Below are 20,094 nucleotides of genomic sequence, written 5' to 3'. Positions count from 1 at the left end.
CTATCAAATGATGCTAAAACTATCTTAGCGCCTATGGGCGAACGCCGGGACGACAGCTGAATGTGTAGCGGGCAGCTCGGTCAGCGCTGAACACTGATCCTAGGCCGCCTGCGCATTCGCGCGATGCGCGTGCTCGGCGATGGCGCTGATGATCTGCGGCCATGTCGGAAGCGGGATGGCGTGGCCCATGCGTTCGATCATCAGCAGCTTCGCATTCGGGATCGACTCCGCCGTGTCCTTGCCGGCGGTGGGATGAACCAGCGGATCGACCGTGCCGTGGATCACCAGGGTGGGGGCCTTGACCGCATGCAGCCGCGGCTTGCGGCTGCCGGAGGCCAGGATCGCGCGCAGCTGGCGGCCGACGCCGGCCGGATTGAGGCCGCGCGCGAAGCAGCGTTCGGCCATCGCCACGTCCCGCGCCTCGTCCTCGGGGAACGAGCCGGCGCGCAGCGTCTTCCAGGTCTTCTGGAAGCGCTTGATGTACTCGTCCTTGGTCTTCGGTGGCGGCGCCATCAGCAGCATCGCGACCTCGCGGGTCGGCGGCGGGATGCGGGGATTGCCGGTCGTCGACATGATCGATGTCAGCGAGCGCACGCGGTGGGGAAAGGAGATCGCGATCTCCTGCGCGATCATGCCGCCCATCGAGGCGCCGACCAGATGCGCCGACTGGATGTCGAGCGCATCCAGCAGCCCGATGGTGTCCTTGGCCATGTCGAGGAGCTTGTAGGGCGCCGCGACCGGAATGTTGAAGAAGCGCAGCTTCAGCAGCTCGAACGGCGTCAGCCGGCGTCCGCCATGCAGCTTGCTGGACTGGCCGATGTCGCGGTTGTCGAAGCGGATGACCCGGAAGCCGCGGGCTGCGAGCTGTTCGCAGAACTCGTCGTCCCAGATGATCATCTGCGCGCCCAGGCCCATGATGAGCAGGAGAGGCGGCGCGGCGGGGTCTCCGAAGATCTCGTAGCAGATGTCGATACCGTTGGCGCGCGCGATGTGCGGCGGCTGATGGACGGTTGCGGTCACGTGATCCCTCTTTCAAGCCCCAAGGAACTCTCTATGGCACGGTTCTGTTGTTGGAGAGAAGCAGGCTGCAAGATCTCCCGCAACGCAGCGAAGGCGTGCTATGAGAGGTTGTGTTTGAGTCTTGTGTTGGTCTGAAGGAGCGTGCCGATGGCGAACAAATCCGGCGACCCGATCGCATTCTGGCAGCAGATGGTCGGCGAGATGCAGAAGAACTTCAGCGCCTTCACGCGGCTGCGTCCGATGGGCGTGACGCCTCGTGCATCCTCCGATGATCCCGCAACTGGTTTTGGAAACGGACACAAGCCCATGGCCGATCTGATGGAAAACTACTTCGCCGGCATGAACGTGCCGAGCCGCGGTCAGCTCACCGCCTTGAATGAGCGGCTGGCGTCGATCGAAGGTGAGCTGTCGCAGACCCGGGCGCTGCTCAAGGAGCTCCTGGCCGCCACGCAGGCGCCGCTGCCGGTGTCGAAGCCGCCCGCCGATCTCGCTCCTCAGTTGAACGAGATCAAGGGCTTGCTCGACGCGCTTCTCGCTGCATCCAAGTCTCAGCCGACGACGGCCCCCGTCGACGTCAAGCCGGACTTGAATGGCATCAAGGACTTGCTCAACGAGCTTCTCGCCGCGAGCAAGGCTCCGCAATCGCCGGCACAACCTGCCGTCGATGTCACGCCTCAGTTGAGCGAGATCAAAGCGCTGATCGAGCAGATGCTGAAGGCTGCCACGATCCGCGATCCGGCACCGACCGTCGCGATCGAGGGAGAGTTGCGTGAGATCCGGGCTCTGCTCGACACGTTGATGAAGCCGGTGCAGCCGGCCGAAGTCGAGCCCAAAGCCGAGGATCCGGCCCTGAAGGCCGCTGAGCCGGCTCGGCCGGGAAAGAACCGCAACAAGAAGCACGGCGGCGCGCCTGCCGAGCATTGAGAAGCGGCCTTCCTGCCGGTCCGCTCGGCCATAGGCGGGGTTCCCCCTCAATCGTCCATCCTCCCGGAATGGTGCATTGCAATATTAATATTGCGTCGCACCATTTCCAGTGATATAGCTGAGTCACTCCGGTTTCATAAGGGACGGAGCGAGCCCATAGCTCACACGCATTGAGGATGGAGACGACCATGACCACCGAGACCAACAAAGTGTTCGAGACCGTCAAGGAGGCTTTCGCGCCGATGACGGACGCGTTCAAGAATATCCAGACCATGGAAGTGCCCGAGTCCGCGCGGGAGTTCGTCAAGAAGACCGCGTCGACCGCCAAGGAACGCGCTGCGGAGGCCCTGGCCGGCTCCGAGAAGGTGACCTCGGCGATCGAGACCGCCGTGTTCGACGGCGTCACCGAGGCCGGCAAGATCAGCCGCAACATCCAGCAGGCGCTGTATCAGGACACCGAAGCGTTCTTCGACGGCCTCGACCGGCTGGCGTCCGCCAAGTCGATCAGCGAAGCCGTTCAGATCCAGGGTGAGCTGGCCCGTGCTCGTGGCGAGGCGCTCGTCGCCCGTGCGAAGTCGACCAGCGAGTATGTCGGCAAGCTGGTGACCGAGGGTGCCAAGGTCGCCCAGGAGAACATGGCCAAGGCCTACAACAAGACCGCCTGATCGCGTTCCGCGCATCAGTCGATCGATCTGCAAGGCCCGCTTCGTGCGGGCCTTTTCTTTTGCGGGTCTGCGAAACCGGCTAAAGCCTTCGCCATGCCGCAGCCGCTGTCCCGCATCGTCAACCAGCTCAAGAGCGAGCCGTCGCGCACGGGATCGCTGATCATCACCGTGTTCGGCGACGCCATCGTGCCGCGCGGCGGCAGCGTCTGGCTCGGCAGCCTGCTCGCCTTCTTTGAGGGGCTCGCGATCGACGGCAACGTCGTGCGCACGGCGATGTCGCGACTGACCGCGGAGGGCTGGTTCGAGCGGACGAAGAGCGGCCGCAACAGCTTCTATCGCCTGACGCGGCGCGGCGAGCAGACCTTCGCCGGTGCCACCCGCCACATCTATGACCCCCCGCCGGCGGAATGGAACGGTAGCTTCGAGCTGCTGCTGCTCGGCAGCGCTGACGATCGCGAGCAGGCGCGGACCGCGCTGCGCGACGCTGGCTTCGGCAGCCCGCTGCCGGGCGTGTTCGTGGCGCCCTCGAGCATCGCGGTGCCGGACGCGGTGGACGGGGCGATCCGTCTGCAGGCCTCTGCCGGCTCCGACATGGCGCGGCGGCTGGCGGCGGAAAGCTGGGCGCTGGAGCGGACCGCGGACGCCTACCGCAAGTTCAGCGCCTCCTTCGCGCCGCTCGAGGCCAGCATCCAGCGGGGCGATGCGCTGTCCGACGGCCAGGCCTTCACCGCCCGGATCCTGCTGATCCATCACTACCGCCGCATCGTGCTGCGCGATCCGCTGCTGCCGGCCGAGCTGCTGCCACGGAACTGGCCGGGCCGGCAGGCGCGCGCGCTCTGTGGCGAGATCTATCGGCTGCTGCTGCCCGGCTCGGAGCGCTGGCTCGATGCCCATGCGACCAATGAGGATGGGCCGCTGCCGGCGGCCGATGCGGCGCTGATGCGGCGGTTTACCGACGAAGATGAGGCCGGCTAATATATTACGGAATTCGGTTGCATCTCTCGAGTTTTGTAATATGTTGCCTGCAACCAAGTCCTGGGAGGACGCCGCCGCATGTATACGCAGGCGCTTAATTCGCCCGAGGAGGGCAGCCTCGCCGAGGACGCCGTGCGCGCCTCGCGCTTTCAGTCGCGCATCGATGCCGAGGAGCGCATCGAGCCGAACGACTGGATGCCGTCGGCCTATCGCAAGACGCTGATCCGGCAGATCTCCCAGCACGCCCATTCCGAAATCGTCGGCATGCTGCCCGAGGGCAATTGGATCACGCGCGCGCCGAGCCTGCGCCGCAAGGCGGCGCTGCTCGCCAAGGTCCAGGACGAATGCGGCCACGGCCTCTATCTCTACGCCGCCGCCGAGACGCTCGGCGCCTCGCGCGAGGAGCTGGTTGACGCGATGCTGGCCGGCAAGGCCAAGTATTCCTCGATCTTCAACTACCCGACTCTCACCTGGGCGGATATCGGCGTGATCGGCTGGCTGGTCGATGGTGCCGCGATCATGAACCAGATCCCGCTGTGCCGCTGCTCCTACGGTCCCTATGCACGCGCGATGATCCGCGTCTGCAAGGAGGAATCGTTCCACCAGCGCCAGGGCTACGAGATCATGCTCACGCTGTGCCGGGGCACGGCTGAGCAGAAGGCGATGGCGCAGGATGCCCTGAACAGGTGGTGGTGGCCGGTGCTGATGATGTTCGGGCCGCCCGACCAGGCGAGCCAGCACAGCGACACCTCGACGAAGTGGAAGATCAAGCGCTTCTCGAATGACGAGCTGCGCCAGAAGTTCATCGATGCCACCGTGCCGCAGGCGCAGTATCTCGGCCTCACCATTCCTGATCCTGAGATGAAGCAGGACGAGCAGGGACACTGGGTGCATGGCCCGATCGACTGGAACGAGTTCAAGCAGGTGCTGGCCGGCAACGGCCCGTGCAACCGCGACCGGCTGGCGGCGCGCCGCAAGGCGCATGCCGATGGCGCCTGGGTGCGCGAGGCGGCGGCGGCCTATGCCGAGAAGCGCGCGCGGCGCCAGATGGCGCAAGCCGCCGAATAGCAGGGGAGATCGTTGATGGCGACGCCGAACACGCCGTTGTGGGAGGTCTTCATCCGCAGCCGCAACGGCCTTGCGCACAAGCATTGCGGCTCGCTGCACGCCCCCGACGCCACCATGGCGCTGCAGGCCGCGCGCGACCTCTACACCCGCCGCGGCGAAGGCCTGTCGATCTGGGTGGTGCCGTCGAGCGCGATCACCGCGTCCGATCCCGCCGACAAGGGCATGATGTTCGAGCCGGCGGAATCGAAGATCTATCGCCATCCGACCTTCTACGAAGTGCCCGAGGAAGTCGGGCATATGTAGGTCCCACTCCTCATGGTGAGGAGGCGCGCAGCGCCGTCTCGAACCATGAGGCCCCGAAGTGATTTGTGGCCCATCCTTCGAGACGCCCGCCTGCGGCGGGCTCCTCAGGATGAGGTCGAGTGCGTGGCTGCAAAGGCAATCAACCATGACCGCACCCTCGATCACCGTCTCCGAAACGCCGCTGGTGCTGTACACGCTGCGCCGTGCCGACGATGCGCTGATCCTCGGCCATCGCCTTTCCGAGTGGTGCGGCCATGCGCCCATGCTCGAAGAGGACATGGCGCTGTCCAACATGGCGCTCGACCTGATCGGCCAGGCCCGCGAGCTCTATGGCTATGCGGCGAAGGTCGAGGGGCGCGACAATGACGAAGACAATTTCGCTTATCTCCGCGACGTCAGGCAGTATCGCAACCTGCTGCTGGTCGAGCGTCCCAATGGCGACTTCGCGCACACGATGGTGCGGCAGTTGTTCTATGCAGCGTTCGCCGATCTCTATTGGCGCGGCATGATGGGCTCCACCGATGCCACGTTGGCTGCGATTGCGGCCAAGTCCGAGAAGGAATGCGCCTATCATCTGCGCCACGCCAGCGAATGGGTGATCCGGCTCGGCGACGGCACCGACGAGAGCCATGCCCGCGCGCAAGGAGCGGTCGACGATCTCTGGGCATACACCGGCGAAATGTTCAGCGTCGACGAGGCCGAGCGCGGCCTGATCGATGCCGGCATTGCTATCGACCCCACGATGCTACTGCCGGAATGGCTGTCGATCGTCTCGCACGTCGCGCGCGAGGCGACCCTGGTGCTGCCGGAGAACGACTGGATGCAGCAGGGCGGCCGCGACGGCCGGCACAGCGAGCATCTCGGCCATCTTCTCAGCGAGCTGCAACACATGCAGCGCAGCTTCCCCGGTGCGACGTGGTAGTCGCCGACATCAGCCCGGCTGAGCTGCGCCAGCGCGCCTGGGAGGCGGCTGCGTCGGTGGTTGACCCGGAAATTCCGGTGCTGACGATCGACGATCTCGGTGTGCTGCGCGAGGTCGAAGTGGTTGGCGACCGCGTCGAGGTCGCGATCACGCCGACCTATTCCGGGTGTCCGGCGATGAACATGATTGCGCTGGAGATCGAGCTTGCGCTGGAGCGCGCCGGTTTTCGCGACGCGCACATTCGCACGGTGCTGTCGCCGGCCTGGACCACGGACTGGATGAGCGAAGACGGGCGGCGCAAGCTGAAAGACTACGGCATCGCACCGCCGCAGCCGTCGAGCGGCCGGCGCGCGCTGTTCGGCGTTGCCGAGGTGGCGTGCCCGCAATGCGGCTCCGTCAAGACCGAGCAGCTCGCGGAGTTCGGCTCCACCTCGTGCAAGGCACTGTGGCGCTGCAAATCGTGCCGCGAGCCGTTCGATTATTTCAAGTGCCACTGATGCCGCCACTACATCCGTCATTGCGAGCGCAGCGAAGCAATTCAGAGTCTCGCGCGTAGCCCTGGATTGCTTCGCTTCGCTCGCAATGACGCGGGGATAGAACCGATGTCGACAACGCCACGCTTTCATCGTCTCGCCGTTCGTGACCTGCGCCGTGAGGCGCCCGATGCGGTGTCGTTGACCTTTGCCATTCCAAGCGAGCTCGCGACGGACTATCAGTTCGCGCCAGGGCAATATCTCACGCTGAAGACCACGCTCGGCGGCGAGGAGGTCCGGCGTTCCTATTCGATCTGCTCCGGTCCGGATGACAACGAGATCCGCATCGCGGTGAAGCGTGTCGATGGCGGCGCCTTCTCCAGCTTCGTCACCGACGAATTGAAGCGCGGCGACGAGATCGACGTGATGACGCCGACCGGGCGTTTCGGCGTGGCGCTGCAGCCGGAGGCCGCGCGCACCCATGTCGGCTTCGCGGCCGGTTCGGGCATCACGCCGATCCTGTCGATCGTGAAAGCCGTGCTGGCGCGCGAGCCGGATAGCCGCTTCTTCCTGTTCTACGGCAATCGCACCACCGCGGGCATGCTGTTCCGCGAGGAGCTTGAGGAACTGAAGGATCGCTTCCTCGAGCGCTTCTCGCTGTTCCACGTCATCTCCGGCGAGGAGCAGGATCTCCAGATCCTGCACGGCCGCCTCGACGGCGAGAAGGTGCGCCTGCTGCTGCGCTCGCTGGTGCCGGCCGAGAGCGTCGACCACGTCTTCATCTGCGGCCCCACCGGGATGAGCGAAGACATCGAGTCCGCCTGCCGTGCGCTCGGCATCGCCGATGAGCGCGTCCATGTCGAGCGCTTCGTCTCCGGCGCCAGCGGCAAGCCGCGGCCCAAGATGGTCGTCCCGGACTCCGCTCCGCCCAAGGCCATCGCCGCCCTGATCATCGACGGCAAGCGCCGCGAGGTCCCGGTCGCCGACGGCGAGGCCATCCTCGACGCCGCGCTGCGCGCCGGCGTCGACCTGCCGTTCGCCTGCAAAGGCGGCATGTGCTCCACCTGCCGCGCCAAGCTGGTCGAGGGCAAGGCCGAGATGGAGCTGAACTACTCGCTGGAGCCCTGGGAGCTCCAGGCCGGCTTCGTGCTGACGTGCCAGGCGAAGCCGGTGACGGAGCGGGTGGTGGTGGACTACGATCATATGTGAAGACGTTTCCCGGTCGTCATTGCGAGGAGCGAAGCGACGAAGCAATCCAGAGTTCCATCCACAGTCCTGGATTGCTTCGCTTCTCTCGCAATGACGAACCGCCGGGCCATTTGCCGAAGCTCACACGTCACAACTTCATCGCTTAGTCCACCGGCCGCTTGTCCTTGATCCGCTTCGCCTTGCCCGCCGAGCGCTCCAGCGTGTCGGGCGGGACCGCCTTCACCTTTGCCGTGACGCCGATGGTATTCTTGATGTGGATCGAGATGCGCTCGGCGTGCTCGCCGAGGCCGGTCTCGTCCCAGTGCTCGGGGCGCGACTCGGCGTAGATCGTCAACTCGTCCATGCGGCCTTCACGCGTCAGCTCCAGCATGAAATGGCCGCCGCACCATTCGGTGGAGAGCAGGATCTCCTCGATCTGCGATGGGAACAGATTGACGCCGCGCAGGATGATCATGTCGTCGGAGCGGCCCGTCACCTTCTCCATCCGCCGCATGCCCGGCCGCGCCGTGCCGGGCAGCAACCGCGTCAGGTCGCGGGTGCGATAGCGGATCACCGGGAACGCCTCCTTGGTCAGCGAGGTGAACACCAGCTCGCCGATTTCGCCGTCGGGCAGCACCTTTCCGGTGTCGGGGTCGACGATCTCCGGATAGAAATGATCCTCCCAGATGTGCAGGCCGTCCTTGGTCTCCAGGCACTCCTGCGCGACGCCGGGGCCGATCACCTCCGACAGGCCGTAGATGTCGGTGGCGTCCATCGCGAACGCGTCCTCGATCTCGGCGCGCATCGCATTGGTCCAGGGCTCGGCGCCGAAGATGCCGATCTTGAGCGAGCTCTGCCGGGGATCGAGCCCCTGGCGCTTGAACTCGTCGAGGATCGCCAGCATGTAGCTCGGCGTCACCGTGATGATGTCGGGCCGGAAATCGTTGATCAGCTGCACCTGCCGCTCGGTCATGCCGCCGGAGATCGGCACCACGGTGCAGCCCAATTCCTCTGCGCCGTAATGGACCCCGAGGCCGCCGGTGAACAGCCCATAGCCATAGGCATTGTGGATGATCATGCCGCTGCGGCCGCCGGCGGCGCGGATCGAACGCGCCATCACGGTCGACCAGGTCGCGATGTCGGCCCTGGTATAGCCGACCACGATCGGCTTGCCGGTGGTCCCTGAGGAGGCGTGCACGCGCACCAGCTGTTCACGCGGCACGGCGAACATGTTGAACGGATAATTGTCGCGCAGGTCGGTCTTCACCGTGAACGGGAATTTCGCGAGATCGGCGAGTTCGCGAAAATCCGAGGGATGCACGCCGGCCTTGTCGAAGGCGCGACGGTAATGGGCGACGTTGTCATAGGCGTGCTTGAGCGACCAGGCGAGGCGCCTCGTCTGCAGCGCCATGATCTCGTCGCGCGAGGCGCGCTCGGTGTCGTCCATCTCGGGCACGTAGCTGCCGGCCGATTGAAGCGTGGTCATTGTCAGGTCCTCCGGCGATGGCGCGATCGATAAGAAACGGTTCAGCTCGCGGCGTCCGGCGGGCCGGCCGGGACCAGCGTGCCGCCGATGCTGCGAGAATGGCCGCGGAATTCGGCGATGACGGTGTCATCAGCGGTCACCCGGACGTCGTAGATCCCGGAGCGGCCGCTGCGCGACACCTCGTGCGCGCGCGCCGTCAGGACGTCGCCGAGCTTGCCCGGGCGGATGAAGCTGATGCTGCCCTGGGCGGCCACGGTGCGGTCGTTGTGCGAATTGCAGGCGAAAGCGAAGGCGGAATCGGCGAGGGTGAAAATGAAGCCACCATGGGCGATGCCGTGGCCGTTCACCATGTGCGGCTGCACCGTCATCTGCAGGGTGGCACGCCCCGGGCCGATCTCGACGATCTGCATGCCGAGCCCCTGGCTGGCGCGGTCGTCCTGCCACATCGCATCGGCGCAGGCGCGCGCCAGGGCGTCGGGGGAGAGGGCCGTCCCGGCGCTCACCGTCGAGTCTCCAGGCACGCATGGGCCATCGGCCACGCAAACGGCTGCGCTTGTGAAACCACGGCGTTCTCTCCCGCTGATGCTTGTTGGAACAAGCATTCTCATCTAGTTAGGCCTGACATCGTGGCAAAGTTTCCGCGCGCGTCAAGCGAAAGCGCTTGCGTGCGCAACGTGCGTGTGGCCGCCGCTTTTTCCGCAACCAGAAGGACTCTCGATCGTGCCGGAAGCCGCCAATCTGGCCGTGATGGCCGGTGTCCTGATCGGCCTGATCTATGGCGTGGTCGGCCTCGTCAGCGGCTTCTGCATGATGAGCAGCCTGCGCGGCTGGTGGGCCGATGGCGACGGCCGGCTGGTTCGGACCTATGCGCTGGCGATGGGAATTGCGATCGTGTCCACTCAGGTGCTCTCGGCCAATGGGTCTGTCGATCTCGGCAAGTCGATCTATCTGCAGGCGACGTTCTCCGTGCCGCTGATATTCGCCGGCGGCGTCCTGTTCGGCTATGGCATGGTGCTGGCCAATGGCTGCGGCTCGCGCGCGCTGGTGCTGCTCGGCCGTGGCAATCTGCGCTCCTTCGTCGTGGTGACGGTGCTGGCGATTGCGGCCGAGATGACCTTGAAGGGCCTGATCGCGCCGCTGCGGATCGCGCTGCTGCAGGGCTCGCAGACCACGGCGACGGCAACCTCGCTGCCGGCGCTGCTGTCGGCCTCCGGCCTGCATGGCGCGCCGGCGCGGCTTTTGCCGGCGCTCGCGCTCGGCGGCGCGCTGATCGCCTTCGCCTTCGCGCATGCGCCGTTCCGCCGTGCGCCGGGGCAGATGCTCGCGGGTCTGATTGTCGGGCTCCTGATCGCCGCAGGGTGGTTCGCGACCGGCACTCTCGGCGCCGATGATTTCAATCCCGTGCCGGTGGCGTCGCTGACCTTCGTCGCGCCGATCGCCGATGGCCTGCAATATGTGATGCTGTCGACCGGCTCGACGGTGAATTTCGGCATCGCGACGGTGGCCGGCGTGCTCTCCGGCAGCCTCGTGACGGCGCTTGTCACGCGTCGCTTCAAGCTCGAGGGCTTTGACTCGCCGCACCACATGCTGCGCTCGGCCGGCGGCGCTGCGCTGATGGGGATAGGCGGCGTCATGGCGCTGGGCTGCTCGGTCGGGCAGGGGCTGAGCGGCCTGTCGACCCTGGCGCTGCCGTCGTTCGTCGCCATTGGCGGCATCTTCATCGGCACCGCGACGGGCCTGCGCGGCGCGTTGCGGGTGCGGCCGCTCAAGATCGAGCCGCAGCCGGCGCGTTGAATCACGATGCGTTTCTATTGAACAAAGAGCCATCTTGCGGCTGGCTCGGTGTACCTCGCCCCGCTTGCGGGGAGAGGTCGGATTGCATCGAAGATGCAATCCGGGTGAGGGGGTACAGGTCTCACCACATACACTTCCTGTGCGTCTGCCCCTCACCCCAACCCTCTCCCCGTAAGGACGGGGAGAGGCGGCGCACCGCCGTCGAACATCACGCATCGAGCTGTGTTTCAAGCTTACTCCACCGCGCGCGTGACGATGCGGATCTCCGATGCCAGGGTCCGGTGCACCGGGCATTTGTCGGCGATCTCCATCAGCTTCTTGCGCTGCTCCTCGTCGAGTGTGCCATCCAGATGGATCTCGCGTTCGAGCTGGTCGATCAACCCGACCCTGGTCTCGCATTCCGCGCAATCCTCCGCATGAATCTTGCTGTGGCGCAGCGTGACGGTGATGCGATCGAGCGGCAGTGCCTTGCGGTCGGCATAGAGCCGCATCGTCATCGAGGTGCAGGCGCCGAGCGCGGCAAGCAGCAGGTCGTAAGGGCCAGGGCCGGTGTCCTGGCCGCCGACGGAGAGAGGCTCGTCCGCGGTGAGATGGTGCGGGCCGAGCGCGATGTGCTGCTGCAGCTTGCTGGATTTGGTCTCGCGGACGACGACGTCGCGCGGACCATCCTTGGCTGCGGGCTCGACGGCCGCCGGCGCGACGTAGCGATTGGCCCAGCTTGCGATGACCTCGGCGATATAGGCGGCGTCCTCTTTCCGGCTGATCAGATGATCGGCGTGATCCAGCGAAATGAAGCTCTTCGGATGCTTGGCGGCGACGAAGATGTGCGTCGCATTGTCGATGCCGACGGTGTCGTCAACAGGCGAGTGCATGATCAGCAGCGCCTTGTGCAGATGCTTGACCTTGTCGAGCAGGCGCTGCTCGGCGACGTCGTCGAGGAACGACGCGCTGATCCGGAACGGACGGCCGGCGAGCGAGACTTCCGCCGAACCGTCGCGGCGGATCGCCTCCAGGCTGCCTTTGAACATGTCGGTGACATGCGCCGGGTCGGACGGGGCCGCGATCGTCACCACGGCTTTCGCATCGGGAATGTCGCCAGCTGCCGCCAGCACGGCGGCGCCGCCGAGGCTGTGGCCGATCAGGATCGCCGGCGCCTGCCGTGTTTCGCGCAGATGCTCGGCGGCGCGGACGAGGTCGGCCACGTTGGACGAAAACGTCGTGTTGGCGAAGTCGCCTTCGCTCGAGCCGAGGCCGGTGAAGTCGAACCGGAGCACCGCGATGCCATGCGCCGTCAGCGCCATCGCGATGCGCCGCGCCGCATGGGTGTCCTTGCCGCAGGAGAAGCAGTGCGCGAACAGCGCATAGGCCCGCGGCTCGCCGTCGGGGAGGTCGAGCGCGGCGGACAGCCTGTCACCGCCGGCGCCTTCAAACTGGAAACGTTCGGTCGGCATGATGGAGTTCCCAATCGTTGCGTGTTCACGGCAGCGCGCGGCGAGGACGCCGCATCGCCTCACATTGTCATATAGCAGATCGGGCCTGCATGTGTCGGGGCGTTGAAGCGATCGGCACCTTTCGTGCGGCCCCTGGATTGCTTCGCTTGCGCTCGCAACGACGGCCGTGGCGGGCCGCGAACGCTCCACAAACTCCGTCATCGCGAGCGCAAGCGGAGCGATCCAGGGGCTCAGCAACAACGCGATGACATCGGCAACGACACCCCGTGCTGCATCTGCATCAACTGCAGAAATGATGACGCCGTCTCGCGGCCTGCACGGCCCGAGCTTTGCGGATATCTCGCGCCTCTCGCAATCGAGAGGGCGCAGGGAAGGTCGGGAGCCTGCCGCCCCCATGGTCCGCCTGCGGAAAAAAATGCAGGCGGCAGAACCACAGGTTCGGCTGAGGACATCCCGGCCTTCCCTGCGCAATGGTTGGAACGGCTTATACGTGCTCTCTCCGGGGAACGGCTGTCTTGCCCCCGTCATCGCGACGCGCGTCATCCGCACCGCAATTTGACGCCAGCACCGCGGCGTCAAGACCACACGATTTCACCGTGCGCACCGGATCGTTCGTCCGCATGGAAGTCCACGCTGCGACCCGTTGCGCCCACCGCATCCCGCGCTCCACGTCCGTGACGATCGCGATCCGTCCCTCTGCAACGAGGCGGGATGGCGGAGAGTAAATCACGATTTTCAGAAATCTGCAATAGGGAATATCTCAGGTCCGGGGACCACAGAACTATCGCATTTGGCAGTCGGGGCTGTCACGACGAACAATGCTGCTCATGGGTTTACTCCGTCATGCCCGGGCTTGTCCCGGGCATCTACGTCGCTCCCCGGATGTCGAACGACGTGGATGGCCGGGACAGGCCCGGCCATGACGACGTGGAGAGAGAAGAGCGAACAAACTGCCGTCGGCAAATGCGGTGGCTTGCCCGTGCCGGGAGGCCATCGATCGCGCACGCGACGCAGCCATGATCACTCCCGCGGCGGCAGAAGCTCGATCTCCTGTTCGCCGTTCCGGATCGCTGTCGGCAGGTCTTGCGCGACGAGATCGGAAATCCATTGGACCAGCGCGGGCAGGCCTTCCTCCTTCGCGCGCCGGCGAAGGGGAGGCAAGTCGCGCTCGTGCGCGGTGCCGACTTTGATGTTGAGACGCTCATAGGGAATGTCGCCGTCCGGCGGCCGGTATCGCGCATCGAACAGACGCCTGCCGTGGCTGCGCACGAGGTGGATGCGAATGCCGCCGAGATCTCTTGCGGTCAGGGCGGCGAGAATGACGGAAGGCTTGAGAAGATACCCATAGCCCTTGGGGATCTTGCCGGTCTCTGAGGTGAACTCCATGCGATATCTCTGGCACGTTCGGACTTGACGATCATCGTGGTGACCGCAGCTCGGAGCTTGTCGGATTCCAACATCACGGTGGTCCTGGCTGCGCCCTCTCCCCTTGCGGGAGAGGGCATGTAGGACAGAACCGCAAACTCACTTGGGTGGGGGATGTCTCCACGAGCGCGGTCCGCGGAGGGATACCCCTCACCCAAACGAGCCCTTGGTTAGGACGGAGATGCCCTCTCCCGCAAGGGGAGAGGGCGCTGTATCGTGCAGTCGCTCTTGGATGTTTGCAAGAACTCGGCGGGTGGGGTCGGCAAAGCGAAGCGTGCCCACCATTCTTTTCTTTTCAGCAGGGCGACGGTGGGCACGACGCGATCCGCGTCTTTGCCCGCCCTACGGCTCCGTGGGCTCGGCGACACGGAAGCCCGTCAGTCCGAATAGCGCTGCTCGGCCCAGGGATCGCCGCGGTTGTGATAGCCGCGCACCTCCCAATAGCCGGGCTGGTCCTTGTCCAGGAATTCGATCGCCTTCAGCCATTTCGCGCTCTTCCAGAAATACAGATGCGGCACCACGACGCGCACCGGGCCGCCATGCTCGCCCGCGATCGGCGCGCCGGACCAGCTGTGCGCGAGCAGCGCGTCCTCGGCGGCGAAATCCTCCAGCGTCAGGTTGGTGGTGTAGCCGTCATAGGAATGCAGCACGACGAAATCAGCGTGCTCGCGCGGCCGGCAGGCGGCGAGCAGGTCGCGCGTGGCCAGCCCCTCCCATTGATTGTCGTAGCGCGACCAGGTCGTCACGCAATGGATGTCGGAGACGAACTGGCGCTGCTCCTGGGCGAGGAAGGCGGGCCAGTCCCAGAACAGCGGGGTCTCGACCGCGCCGTAGACGTCGAGCCGCCAGCGCTCGCGCGTGACCGTGGGCGTCAGGCCGAGGTCGAGCACCGGCCAGTCGCGGGTCAGATGCTGGCCCGGCGGCAGGCGCCGGTCCTCGGGCCGCACGGTGCGGCCGGTCAGGAACTTGCCCTCGCGGGCCCAGCGCTCCTTGCTGCGGGTCAGCTTGCTTTCGGGCGGCAGCCCGGACTCGTCAGCCATCTCAGCACCTCGTGGATTGGGTCTGCTCACGCATGCCGGTGCATCGCCGAGGCATGCTTGGTGTCACGCATGGTCGCATAGATCAGCAGCGACAGGAAGATGACGCCCGACAGGTAATAATAGAACCAGGTCTCATGGCCGATGCTCTTGAAGTAGAGGGCGATCGCCGGCGCGGTGCCGCCGAACAGCGAAACCGTGATCGCATAGGGCAGGCCGACGCCGAGCGCGCGGACATTGGTCGGGAACAGCTCGGCCTTGACCACCGCGTTGATCGAGGTATAGCCGGCCGTGAAGATCCAGGCGCTGCAGATCAGCAGGAAGGCCGTGAACGGCTCCTTGGTGGCCTTGAGCGCAGTGAGGATCGGGATCGTCGACAGCGTGCCGGCCACGCCGAAGAAGATCAGCAGCGGCTTGCGGCCGATACGGTCTGAGATCGCGCCGTACACCGGCTGCAGCACGCAGGCGAACAGCAGCGAGCCGAAGATCACCATCGTGGTCTGGTCCTCGGTGAGGCCGACCGAGAGCTTGACGAAGGTCTGCATGTAGGTCGTGAAGGTGTAGAATGCCGCCGTGCCGCCCGCCGTGAGGCCGACCACGAGCAGCAGCTCCCGCGGATATTTCAGCAGCGCGGTGATCGAGCCCGAGGGACCGGCCGTCTTCTTTGCTTCCACGAAGGCCTCGGTTTCATGCAGGTTCCGCCGCATGACGGCGGTGAAGACGGCGAGGCAGGCGCCGATGAAAAACGGAATGCGCCAGCCCCAGGCCTTCAACTCGTCGGTGGTCAGGAACACCTTCTGCAGCAGCAGGAGCACGATGATCGCGGTGAGCTGACCGCCGATCAAGGTGACGTACTGGAAGCTCGAATAGAAGCCGCGATGCTTGGCGTCGGCAACCTCGGACAGATAGGTGGCGCTGGCGCCGTACTCGCCGCCGAGGCTGAGGCCTTCGATGACGCGGGCGAGCGCCAGGATGATGGGCGCGGCGATCCCGATGGTGGCGTAGGTCGGCGTCACCGCGATGATCAGCGAGCCGAAGCACATGCAGAGCACCGAAACCGTCAGCGACAGTCGCCGGCCATAGCGATCGGCGAGATAGCCGAACACCCAGCCACCGAGCGGGCGCATCAGGAAGGTGGCGGCGAAGACCACCGCGGCATTGAGCTGCTCGACGACGGGATCCTTCGACGGGAAGAAGGCCGGCGCAAAGTATAGGGCGAACGCCGTATAGGCGTAGAAATCGTACCATTCGACCAGGTTGCCGGCCGAGCCGATCAGGATCGCCTTGATGCGGCGCTCGACATCGGCGAGCGTCGTGGCAGGTTCTACGGCTGGCTCGAGCGCCTGGTCTGTCATGTCCGGTCTCCGGGCAACGGTTTCGTGACCGTTCTACGGCAGCGGCCCGGATTGTCAAAACAGCCGATAGCGGACCTGGGGCTCATCTTCAGCGCCTGGAACTCTGCGCCGATGCAAACTCCCGCCCCTCATGGTGAGGAGCGCCGACGGCGCGTCTCGAACCATGAGGCCAAGGTCCGGGCCTCGCCCTTCGAGACGCCCGCCTTCGGTGGGCTCCTCATGGTGAGGGGGAAGCCGCGGCGAAAGTCATTCCCCTCATGGTGAGGAGCGCCGCTCTTGCGGCGCGTCTCGAACCACGAGGCCCGCTCGGGCCTCATCCTTCGAGATGCCGCTACGCGGCTCCTCAGGATGAGGGTTAAGATCAGGATGAGGGGCAAGACGATGGGAGTGATCCGTTACCTCGGCGCGCGCGGATCGATCGGTGTGGAACTGGCGACACCGAGGATATCTTCCAGCACCTTGGCGCCCGCGAGCAGTCCGGCGTCGTTGCGCGGCGCCGCGATCATCTGCAGCCCGACCGGCAGGCCCGACGCGGTGAAGCCGCAGGGCAGCGACAAAGCCGGGCAGCAGGCCAGCGTGATCGCGTAGACGATGCCGAGCCACTGCACGTAGTTGTCGAACTTATGGCCGGCGCATTCGGCGACGTAGCGGTTCTCGACCGGGAAGGGCGGCACGATGGTGGCCGGCGCCAGCAGCAGGTCATAGGTCTCGAAGAACGTCACCGCGCGCGCGGTGATCGCGACGCGCTGGGCCTCGGCGCGCGCGATCTGCGCGACCGTGAGCTTCAGGCCTTCCTCGATGTTCCAGATCACCTCGGGCTTCAGCAGGTCACGCTTGGTGCGCAGCAGCTCCTGCTTGCTCATCGCGAAGTCGAGCGCGCGCAGCACGTGGAAGCAGTCATGCGCTTCGCTGAAATCGGGATGCGCCTCCTCGACGATCACGCCGAGCTCGGCGAAGCGCTGCGCCGCCTTGCGCGTGACGGCGGCGACCTCGGGATCGACCGGCGTGATGCCGAGATCGGGCGAATAGGCGACGCGGACCGGCTTCTTGGCCGAACGGGCTGCGGCCAGGAACGAGGTCGCGGGCGAGGGCAGCGAGATCGGATCGGCGGCATGCTCGCCGCTCATCGCATCCAGCAGCAGCGCGAGGTCCTGGACATTGCGGGCCATCGGGCCCTGGACGCCGAGATTGCGGTCGACGGCGACGGCCGGCGTATGCGCGACGCGGCCGAAGCTCGGGCGCAGGCCGACGATGCCGCAGAAGCTCGCTGGGTTGCGCAGCGAGCCGCCCATGTCGGAGCCGTGTGCGAGCCAGGCCATGCCGGTCGCGAGCGCGACGGCCGCGCCGCCCGAGGAGCCGGCCGCCGAGCGGGACGTGTCCCAGGGATTGCGCGTCGCACCGAACACCTCGTTGAAGGTGTTGGCGCCGGCGCCGAACTCCGGCGTGTTCGACTTGGCGTAGATCACGCCGCCATTGGCTTCGAGATGCGCGACCATCAGATCGGAGCGTTCCGGAATCCGGTCCTTGAAGATCGGCGAGCCCTGGGTGGTGAGCACGCCGGCGACGTCGGTGAGGTCCTTGATCGGCACGGGCAGCCCGGCGAGCACGCCGCGCGCGGCGGCCGGTTTCCGCATCAGCGCCTTGGCGTGATCGCGTGCGCGATCGAAGCACAGCGTTGGCAGCGCATTGACCTTGCCGTCGACGTCGCTGATGCGCGCCTCCAGCGCGTCGAGGCAATCGAGCGGCGTGACCTCGCCGGACTTCAACTTGTCGACGACGCTGCAGGCGGTCTCGCGGATCAATCCCTGGTCGGCCAAAGCTTGGTTCTCCTGATTGGAAGCGTCCCGGCGCAAAGTTGTAGATCACGTTTGCGGCGAGGTGGAAAGGTCGCGGCCGTCAACCCCACCCTGCGCTGATGCCGCCGTCGACGGTATAGATCACGCCGGAGGTGTAGCCGGCGCGGTCGGAGGCCAGGAACGCCATCAGATCGGCGATCTCTCTGACGTGTGCGGGACGGCCGAGCGGCAGGCTTTTCTGGAATTCCGTGTAGCGGCTCTCGTCGCCGAACTGCTGCTGGGCGCGGGTCTTCAGCAGGGTGACGTGGCGGTCGGTGCCGACCGGCCCGGGATTGATGCCGACGACGCGGATGTTGTCGGCGAGGCTCTTGGAGCCGAGCGCGCGGGTGAAGGCCATCAGCGCCGCATTACCGGCGCTGCCGCAGATGTAGTTGGCGTCGAACTTCTCGCCGGCCGCGCCGATGTCGTTGACGATCACGCCGCCGCCGCGCGCCTTCATGGCAGCATAGACCAGCCGGGTCAGGTTGATGAACCCGAACACTTTCAAATCCCAGGCATGCCGCCAGCCCGCCTCGTCGATCTTGTCGATAGCGCCGCCCGGAATGTCGCCGGCATTGTTGACGAGGATGTCGATGTCGGCGGCCTCCTGCGCCAGCCGCGCGACGTCCTCGGATTTGCGCAGGTCGACGACATGGGCGGCCGCATCGATCTGGTGCTTGGAGCGGAGCTGCTCGACCAGGGCGGAGAGCCGGTCGGCGCTGCGCGCGGCAAGGCGGACATGGCAGCCTTCCTCGGCAAAGGCTTCGGCCGCCGCGGCGCCGATCCCCTTGGAGGCGCCGGTGATGAGAACGCGCTTGCCGCGCAGATGAAGGTCCATGGAGGTGCTCGCTGGATGGGAGGAGGCCGGATTGTCTTACGCGATTGTCTTGCGCGTCAGCCATGCGGTCAATCTTGCACCGCAGCGTTGCGCTCGCGCGGCGTTTGGTCCATTCAGGCGATCGACGATTTCGGCCGGGACAGCCGGCGACCATGTGAGGATCCGCTCGATGAGCAAGAAGCCCTATCGCATCGCAGTCATTCCCGGCGACGGCATCGGCAAGGAGGTCATGCCCGAGGGCATTCGCGTGATCGAGGCCGCCGCCAGGAAGCACGGCGTCGCGGTGCAGTTCGATCATTTCGACTTCTCGAGCTACGACTATTACGAGAAGCACGGCCAGATGATGCCGGACGACTGGAAGGCGCAGATCGGCGGCCATGACGCGATCTATTTCGGCGCCGTCGGCTGGCCGGCCAAGATCGCCGACCACGTCTCGCTGTGGGGCTCGCTGATCAAGTTTCGCCGCGAGTTCGATCAGTATGTGAACCTGCGCCCCGTGCGCCTGATGCCCGGCGTGCCCAGCCCGCTGGTGGGACGCAAGCCCGGCGACATCGATTTCTGGGTGGTGCGCGAGAACACTGAGGGCGAGTATTCCTCCGTCGGCGGCCGCATGTTCCCGGACACCGACCGCGAGTTCGTTACGCAGCAGACGGTGATGACGCGCACCGGCGTCGACCGCATTCTGAAGTTCGCCTTCGAACTCGCGCAATCCAGGCCGAAGAAGCACCTGACCTCGGCGACCAAGTCGAACGGCATCTCGATCACGATGCCTTACTGGGACGAGCGCGTCGAGGCGATGGCGAAAAACTATCCGGGCGTGAAGTGGGACAAGTACCACATCGACATTCTCACCGCGAACTTCGTGCTGCATCCCGACTGGTTCGACGTCGTCGTCGGCTCCAACCTGTTTGGCGACATCCTCTCGGATCTCGGCCCCGCCTGCACCGGCACCATCGGCATCGCGCCGTCGGGCAACATCAATCCCGAGCGCAATTTCCCGTCGGTGTTCGAGCCGGTGCACGGCTCGGCGCCTGACATCGCCGGGCAGGGCATCGCCAATCCGATCGGCATGATCTGGTCGGGCGCGATGATGCTGGAGCATCTCGGCGAAAAGACCGCGGCGCAGTCGATCGTCGGCGCGATCGAGCGGACGCTGGCCGAGCGGACGTTGCGCACGCGGGATCTCGGCGGCAATGCCGATACGACGGCGTGCGGCAAGGCGGTTGCTGATATGGTGGATTAGTCGCTGTTGTTTGTGGTCGCCCCGGCGAACGCCGGGGGATGGACTCACGGTTGAAGTGCAACGGTTGATTTGAGTTTTGAGAATGCCTCGGC

General features: G+C 65.7%; 19 protein-coding genes. 10 read left to right on the top strand and 9 right to left on the bottom strand.

Features of this window, described 5'->3' with window-relative positions; translation table 11 throughout:
* Nucleotides 1-99: 99 nt before the first annotated feature.
* Nucleotides 100-1,020: an alpha/beta fold hydrolase gene (locus QQL87_RS36795; RefSeq protein ID WP_284423984.1), complete on the bottom strand. Its 921-nt coding sequence runs from the start codon at nucleotides 1,018-1,020 to the stop codon at nucleotides 100-102.
* Between the two features lie 147 nt (nucleotides 1,021-1,167).
* Between QQL87_RS36795 and QQL87_RS36790 the strand changes: the two genes are divergently transcribed.
* From QQL87_RS36790 to paaE, 8 genes are all read left to right on the top strand, one after another.
* The gene (locus QQL87_RS36790; protein WP_284423985.1) at nucleotides 1,168-1,944 is read left to right on the top strand and encodes a hypothetical protein; all 777 of its coding nucleotides are present in this window, start codon (nucleotides 1,168-1,170) and stop codon (nucleotides 1,942-1,944) included.
* A 188-nt stretch (nucleotides 1,945-2,132) separates the two neighbouring features.
* The gene (locus QQL87_RS36785; protein ID WP_284423986.1) at nucleotides 2,133-2,609 is read left to right on the top strand and encodes a phasin; all 477 of its coding nucleotides are present in this window, start codon (nucleotides 2,133-2,135) and stop codon (nucleotides 2,607-2,609) included.
* Between the two features lie 93 nt (nucleotides 2,610-2,702).
* A complete protein-coding gene (gene paaX / locus QQL87_RS36780) occupies nucleotides 2,703-3,584 on the top strand; it encodes a phenylacetic acid degradation operon negative regulatory protein PaaX (RefSeq protein ID WP_284423987.1) in 882 nt (293 codons plus the stop codon).
* 78 nt (nucleotides 3,585-3,662) lie between these two features.
* The gene (gene paaA / locus QQL87_RS36775; RefSeq protein ID WP_284423988.1) at nucleotides 3,663-4,652 is read left to right on the top strand and encodes a 1,2-phenylacetyl-CoA epoxidase subunit PaaA; all 990 of its coding nucleotides are present in this window, start codon (nucleotides 3,663-3,665) and stop codon (nucleotides 4,650-4,652) included.
* A gap of 15 nt (nucleotides 4,653-4,667) precedes the next feature.
* Nucleotides 4,668-4,955 (top strand): 1,2-phenylacetyl-CoA epoxidase subunit PaaB, encoded by a 288-nt coding sequence (gene paaB / locus QQL87_RS36770; RefSeq protein WP_009025702.1) that lies wholly within the window; start codon nucleotides 4,668-4,670, stop codon nucleotides 4,953-4,955.
* Between the two features lie 145 nt (nucleotides 4,956-5,100).
* Nucleotides 5,101-5,877, top strand: coding sequence for a 1,2-phenylacetyl-CoA epoxidase subunit PaaC (gene paaC / locus QQL87_RS36765; protein ID WP_284423989.1), 777 nt, complete (start codon nucleotides 5,101-5,103; stop codon nucleotides 5,875-5,877).
* Nucleotides 5,871-6,374 carry a 1,2-phenylacetyl-CoA epoxidase subunit PaaD gene (paaD, locus tag QQL87_RS36760; protein WP_284423990.1) on the top strand — a complete coding sequence of 168 codons (504 nt, stop codon included), beginning with the start codon at nucleotides 5,871-5,873 and terminating at the stop codon, nucleotides 6,372-6,374. Before paaC ends, paaD begins: the two co-directional genes overlap by 7 nt.
* Nucleotides 6,375-6,479: 105 nt before the next feature.
* Nucleotides 6,480-7,559 carry a 1,2-phenylacetyl-CoA epoxidase subunit PaaE gene (paaE, locus tag QQL87_RS36755; RefSeq protein ID WP_284423991.1) on the top strand — a complete coding sequence of 360 codons (1,080 nt, stop codon included), beginning with the start codon at nucleotides 6,480-6,482 and terminating at the stop codon, nucleotides 7,557-7,559.
* A 142-nt stretch (nucleotides 7,560-7,701) separates the two neighbouring features.
* Here paaE and paaK read toward each other — a convergent pair whose 3' ends face one another.
* Both paaK and paaI read right to left on the bottom strand, forming a co-directional pair.
* Entirely contained in the window at nucleotides 7,702-9,024 is a 1,323-nt protein-coding gene (gene paaK, locus QQL87_RS36750; RefSeq protein ID WP_284423992.1) for a phenylacetate--CoA ligase PaaK, read from the bottom strand.
* 41 nt (nucleotides 9,025-9,065) lie between these two features.
* Complete coding sequence (gene paaI, locus QQL87_RS36745; RefSeq protein ID WP_284424000.1) at nucleotides 9,066-9,470, bottom strand: hydroxyphenylacetyl-CoA thioesterase PaaI; 405 nt, start codon at nucleotides 9,468-9,470, stop codon at nucleotides 9,066-9,068.
* A gap of 301 nt (nucleotides 9,471-9,771) precedes the next feature.
* Here paaI and QQL87_RS36740 point away from each other — a divergent pair, with 301 nt between their 5' ends.
* Entirely contained in the window at nucleotides 9,772-10,818 is a 1,047-nt protein-coding gene (locus tag QQL87_RS36740; RefSeq protein WP_284424001.1) for a YeeE/YedE family protein, read from the top strand.
* A gap of 233 nt (nucleotides 10,819-11,051) precedes the next feature.
* Here the strand turns inward: QQL87_RS36740 and QQL87_RS36735 are convergent, their stop codons facing one another.
* The 6 genes from QQL87_RS36735 to QQL87_RS36710 form a co-directional block, all read right to left on the bottom strand.
* On the bottom strand, nucleotides 11,052-12,269 hold the full coding sequence (locus QQL87_RS36735) for a bifunctional alpha/beta hydrolase/OsmC family protein (RefSeq protein WP_284423993.1): 1,218 nt from the start codon (nucleotides 12,267-12,269) through the stop codon (nucleotides 11,052-11,054).
* 1,020 nt (nucleotides 12,270-13,289) lie between these two features.
* The gene (locus tag QQL87_RS36730) at nucleotides 13,290-13,655 is read right to left on the bottom strand and encodes a hypothetical protein (protein WP_284423994.1); all 366 of its coding nucleotides are present in this window, start codon (nucleotides 13,653-13,655) and stop codon (nucleotides 13,290-13,292) included.
* A gap of 416 nt (nucleotides 13,656-14,071) precedes the next feature.
* Nucleotides 14,072-14,734, bottom strand: a complete 663-nt coding sequence (locus QQL87_RS36725; protein WP_284423995.1) for a sulfite oxidase-like oxidoreductase — start codon at nucleotides 14,732-14,734, stop codon at nucleotides 14,072-14,074.
* 26 nt (nucleotides 14,735-14,760) lie between these two features.
* Nucleotides 14,761-16,086 carry an MFS transporter gene (locus QQL87_RS36720; protein WP_284423996.1) on the bottom strand — a complete coding sequence of 442 codons (1,326 nt, stop codon included), beginning with the start codon at nucleotides 16,084-16,086 and terminating at the stop codon, nucleotides 14,761-14,763.
* A 395-nt stretch (nucleotides 16,087-16,481) separates the two neighbouring features.
* On the bottom strand, nucleotides 16,482-17,903 hold the full coding sequence (locus tag QQL87_RS36715) for an amidase (RefSeq protein ID WP_284423997.1): 1,422 nt from the start codon (nucleotides 17,901-17,903) through the stop codon (nucleotides 16,482-16,484).
* 79 nt (nucleotides 17,904-17,982) lie between these two features.
* Complete coding sequence (locus tag QQL87_RS36710; protein ID WP_284423998.1) at nucleotides 17,983-18,759, bottom strand: SDR family oxidoreductase; 777 nt, start codon at nucleotides 18,757-18,759, stop codon at nucleotides 17,983-17,985.
* A gap of 169 nt (nucleotides 18,760-18,928) precedes the next feature.
* Between QQL87_RS36710 and QQL87_RS36705 the strand changes: the two genes are divergently transcribed.
* Nucleotides 18,929-20,002, top strand: coding sequence for a tartrate dehydrogenase (locus QQL87_RS36705; protein WP_284423999.1), 1,074 nt, complete (start codon nucleotides 18,929-18,931; stop codon nucleotides 20,000-20,002).
* Nucleotides 20,003-20,094: the final 92 nt, after the last annotated feature.

It is taken from the genome of Bradyrhizobium sp. SSBR45G, from assembly GCF_030159255.1.
Lineage (GTDB): Bacteria > Pseudomonadota > Alphaproteobacteria > Rhizobiales > Xanthobacteraceae > Bradyrhizobium.
Note: the sequence above shows the minus strand (reverse complement) of the source record. Positions and strands in the feature narration are given on the sequence as shown.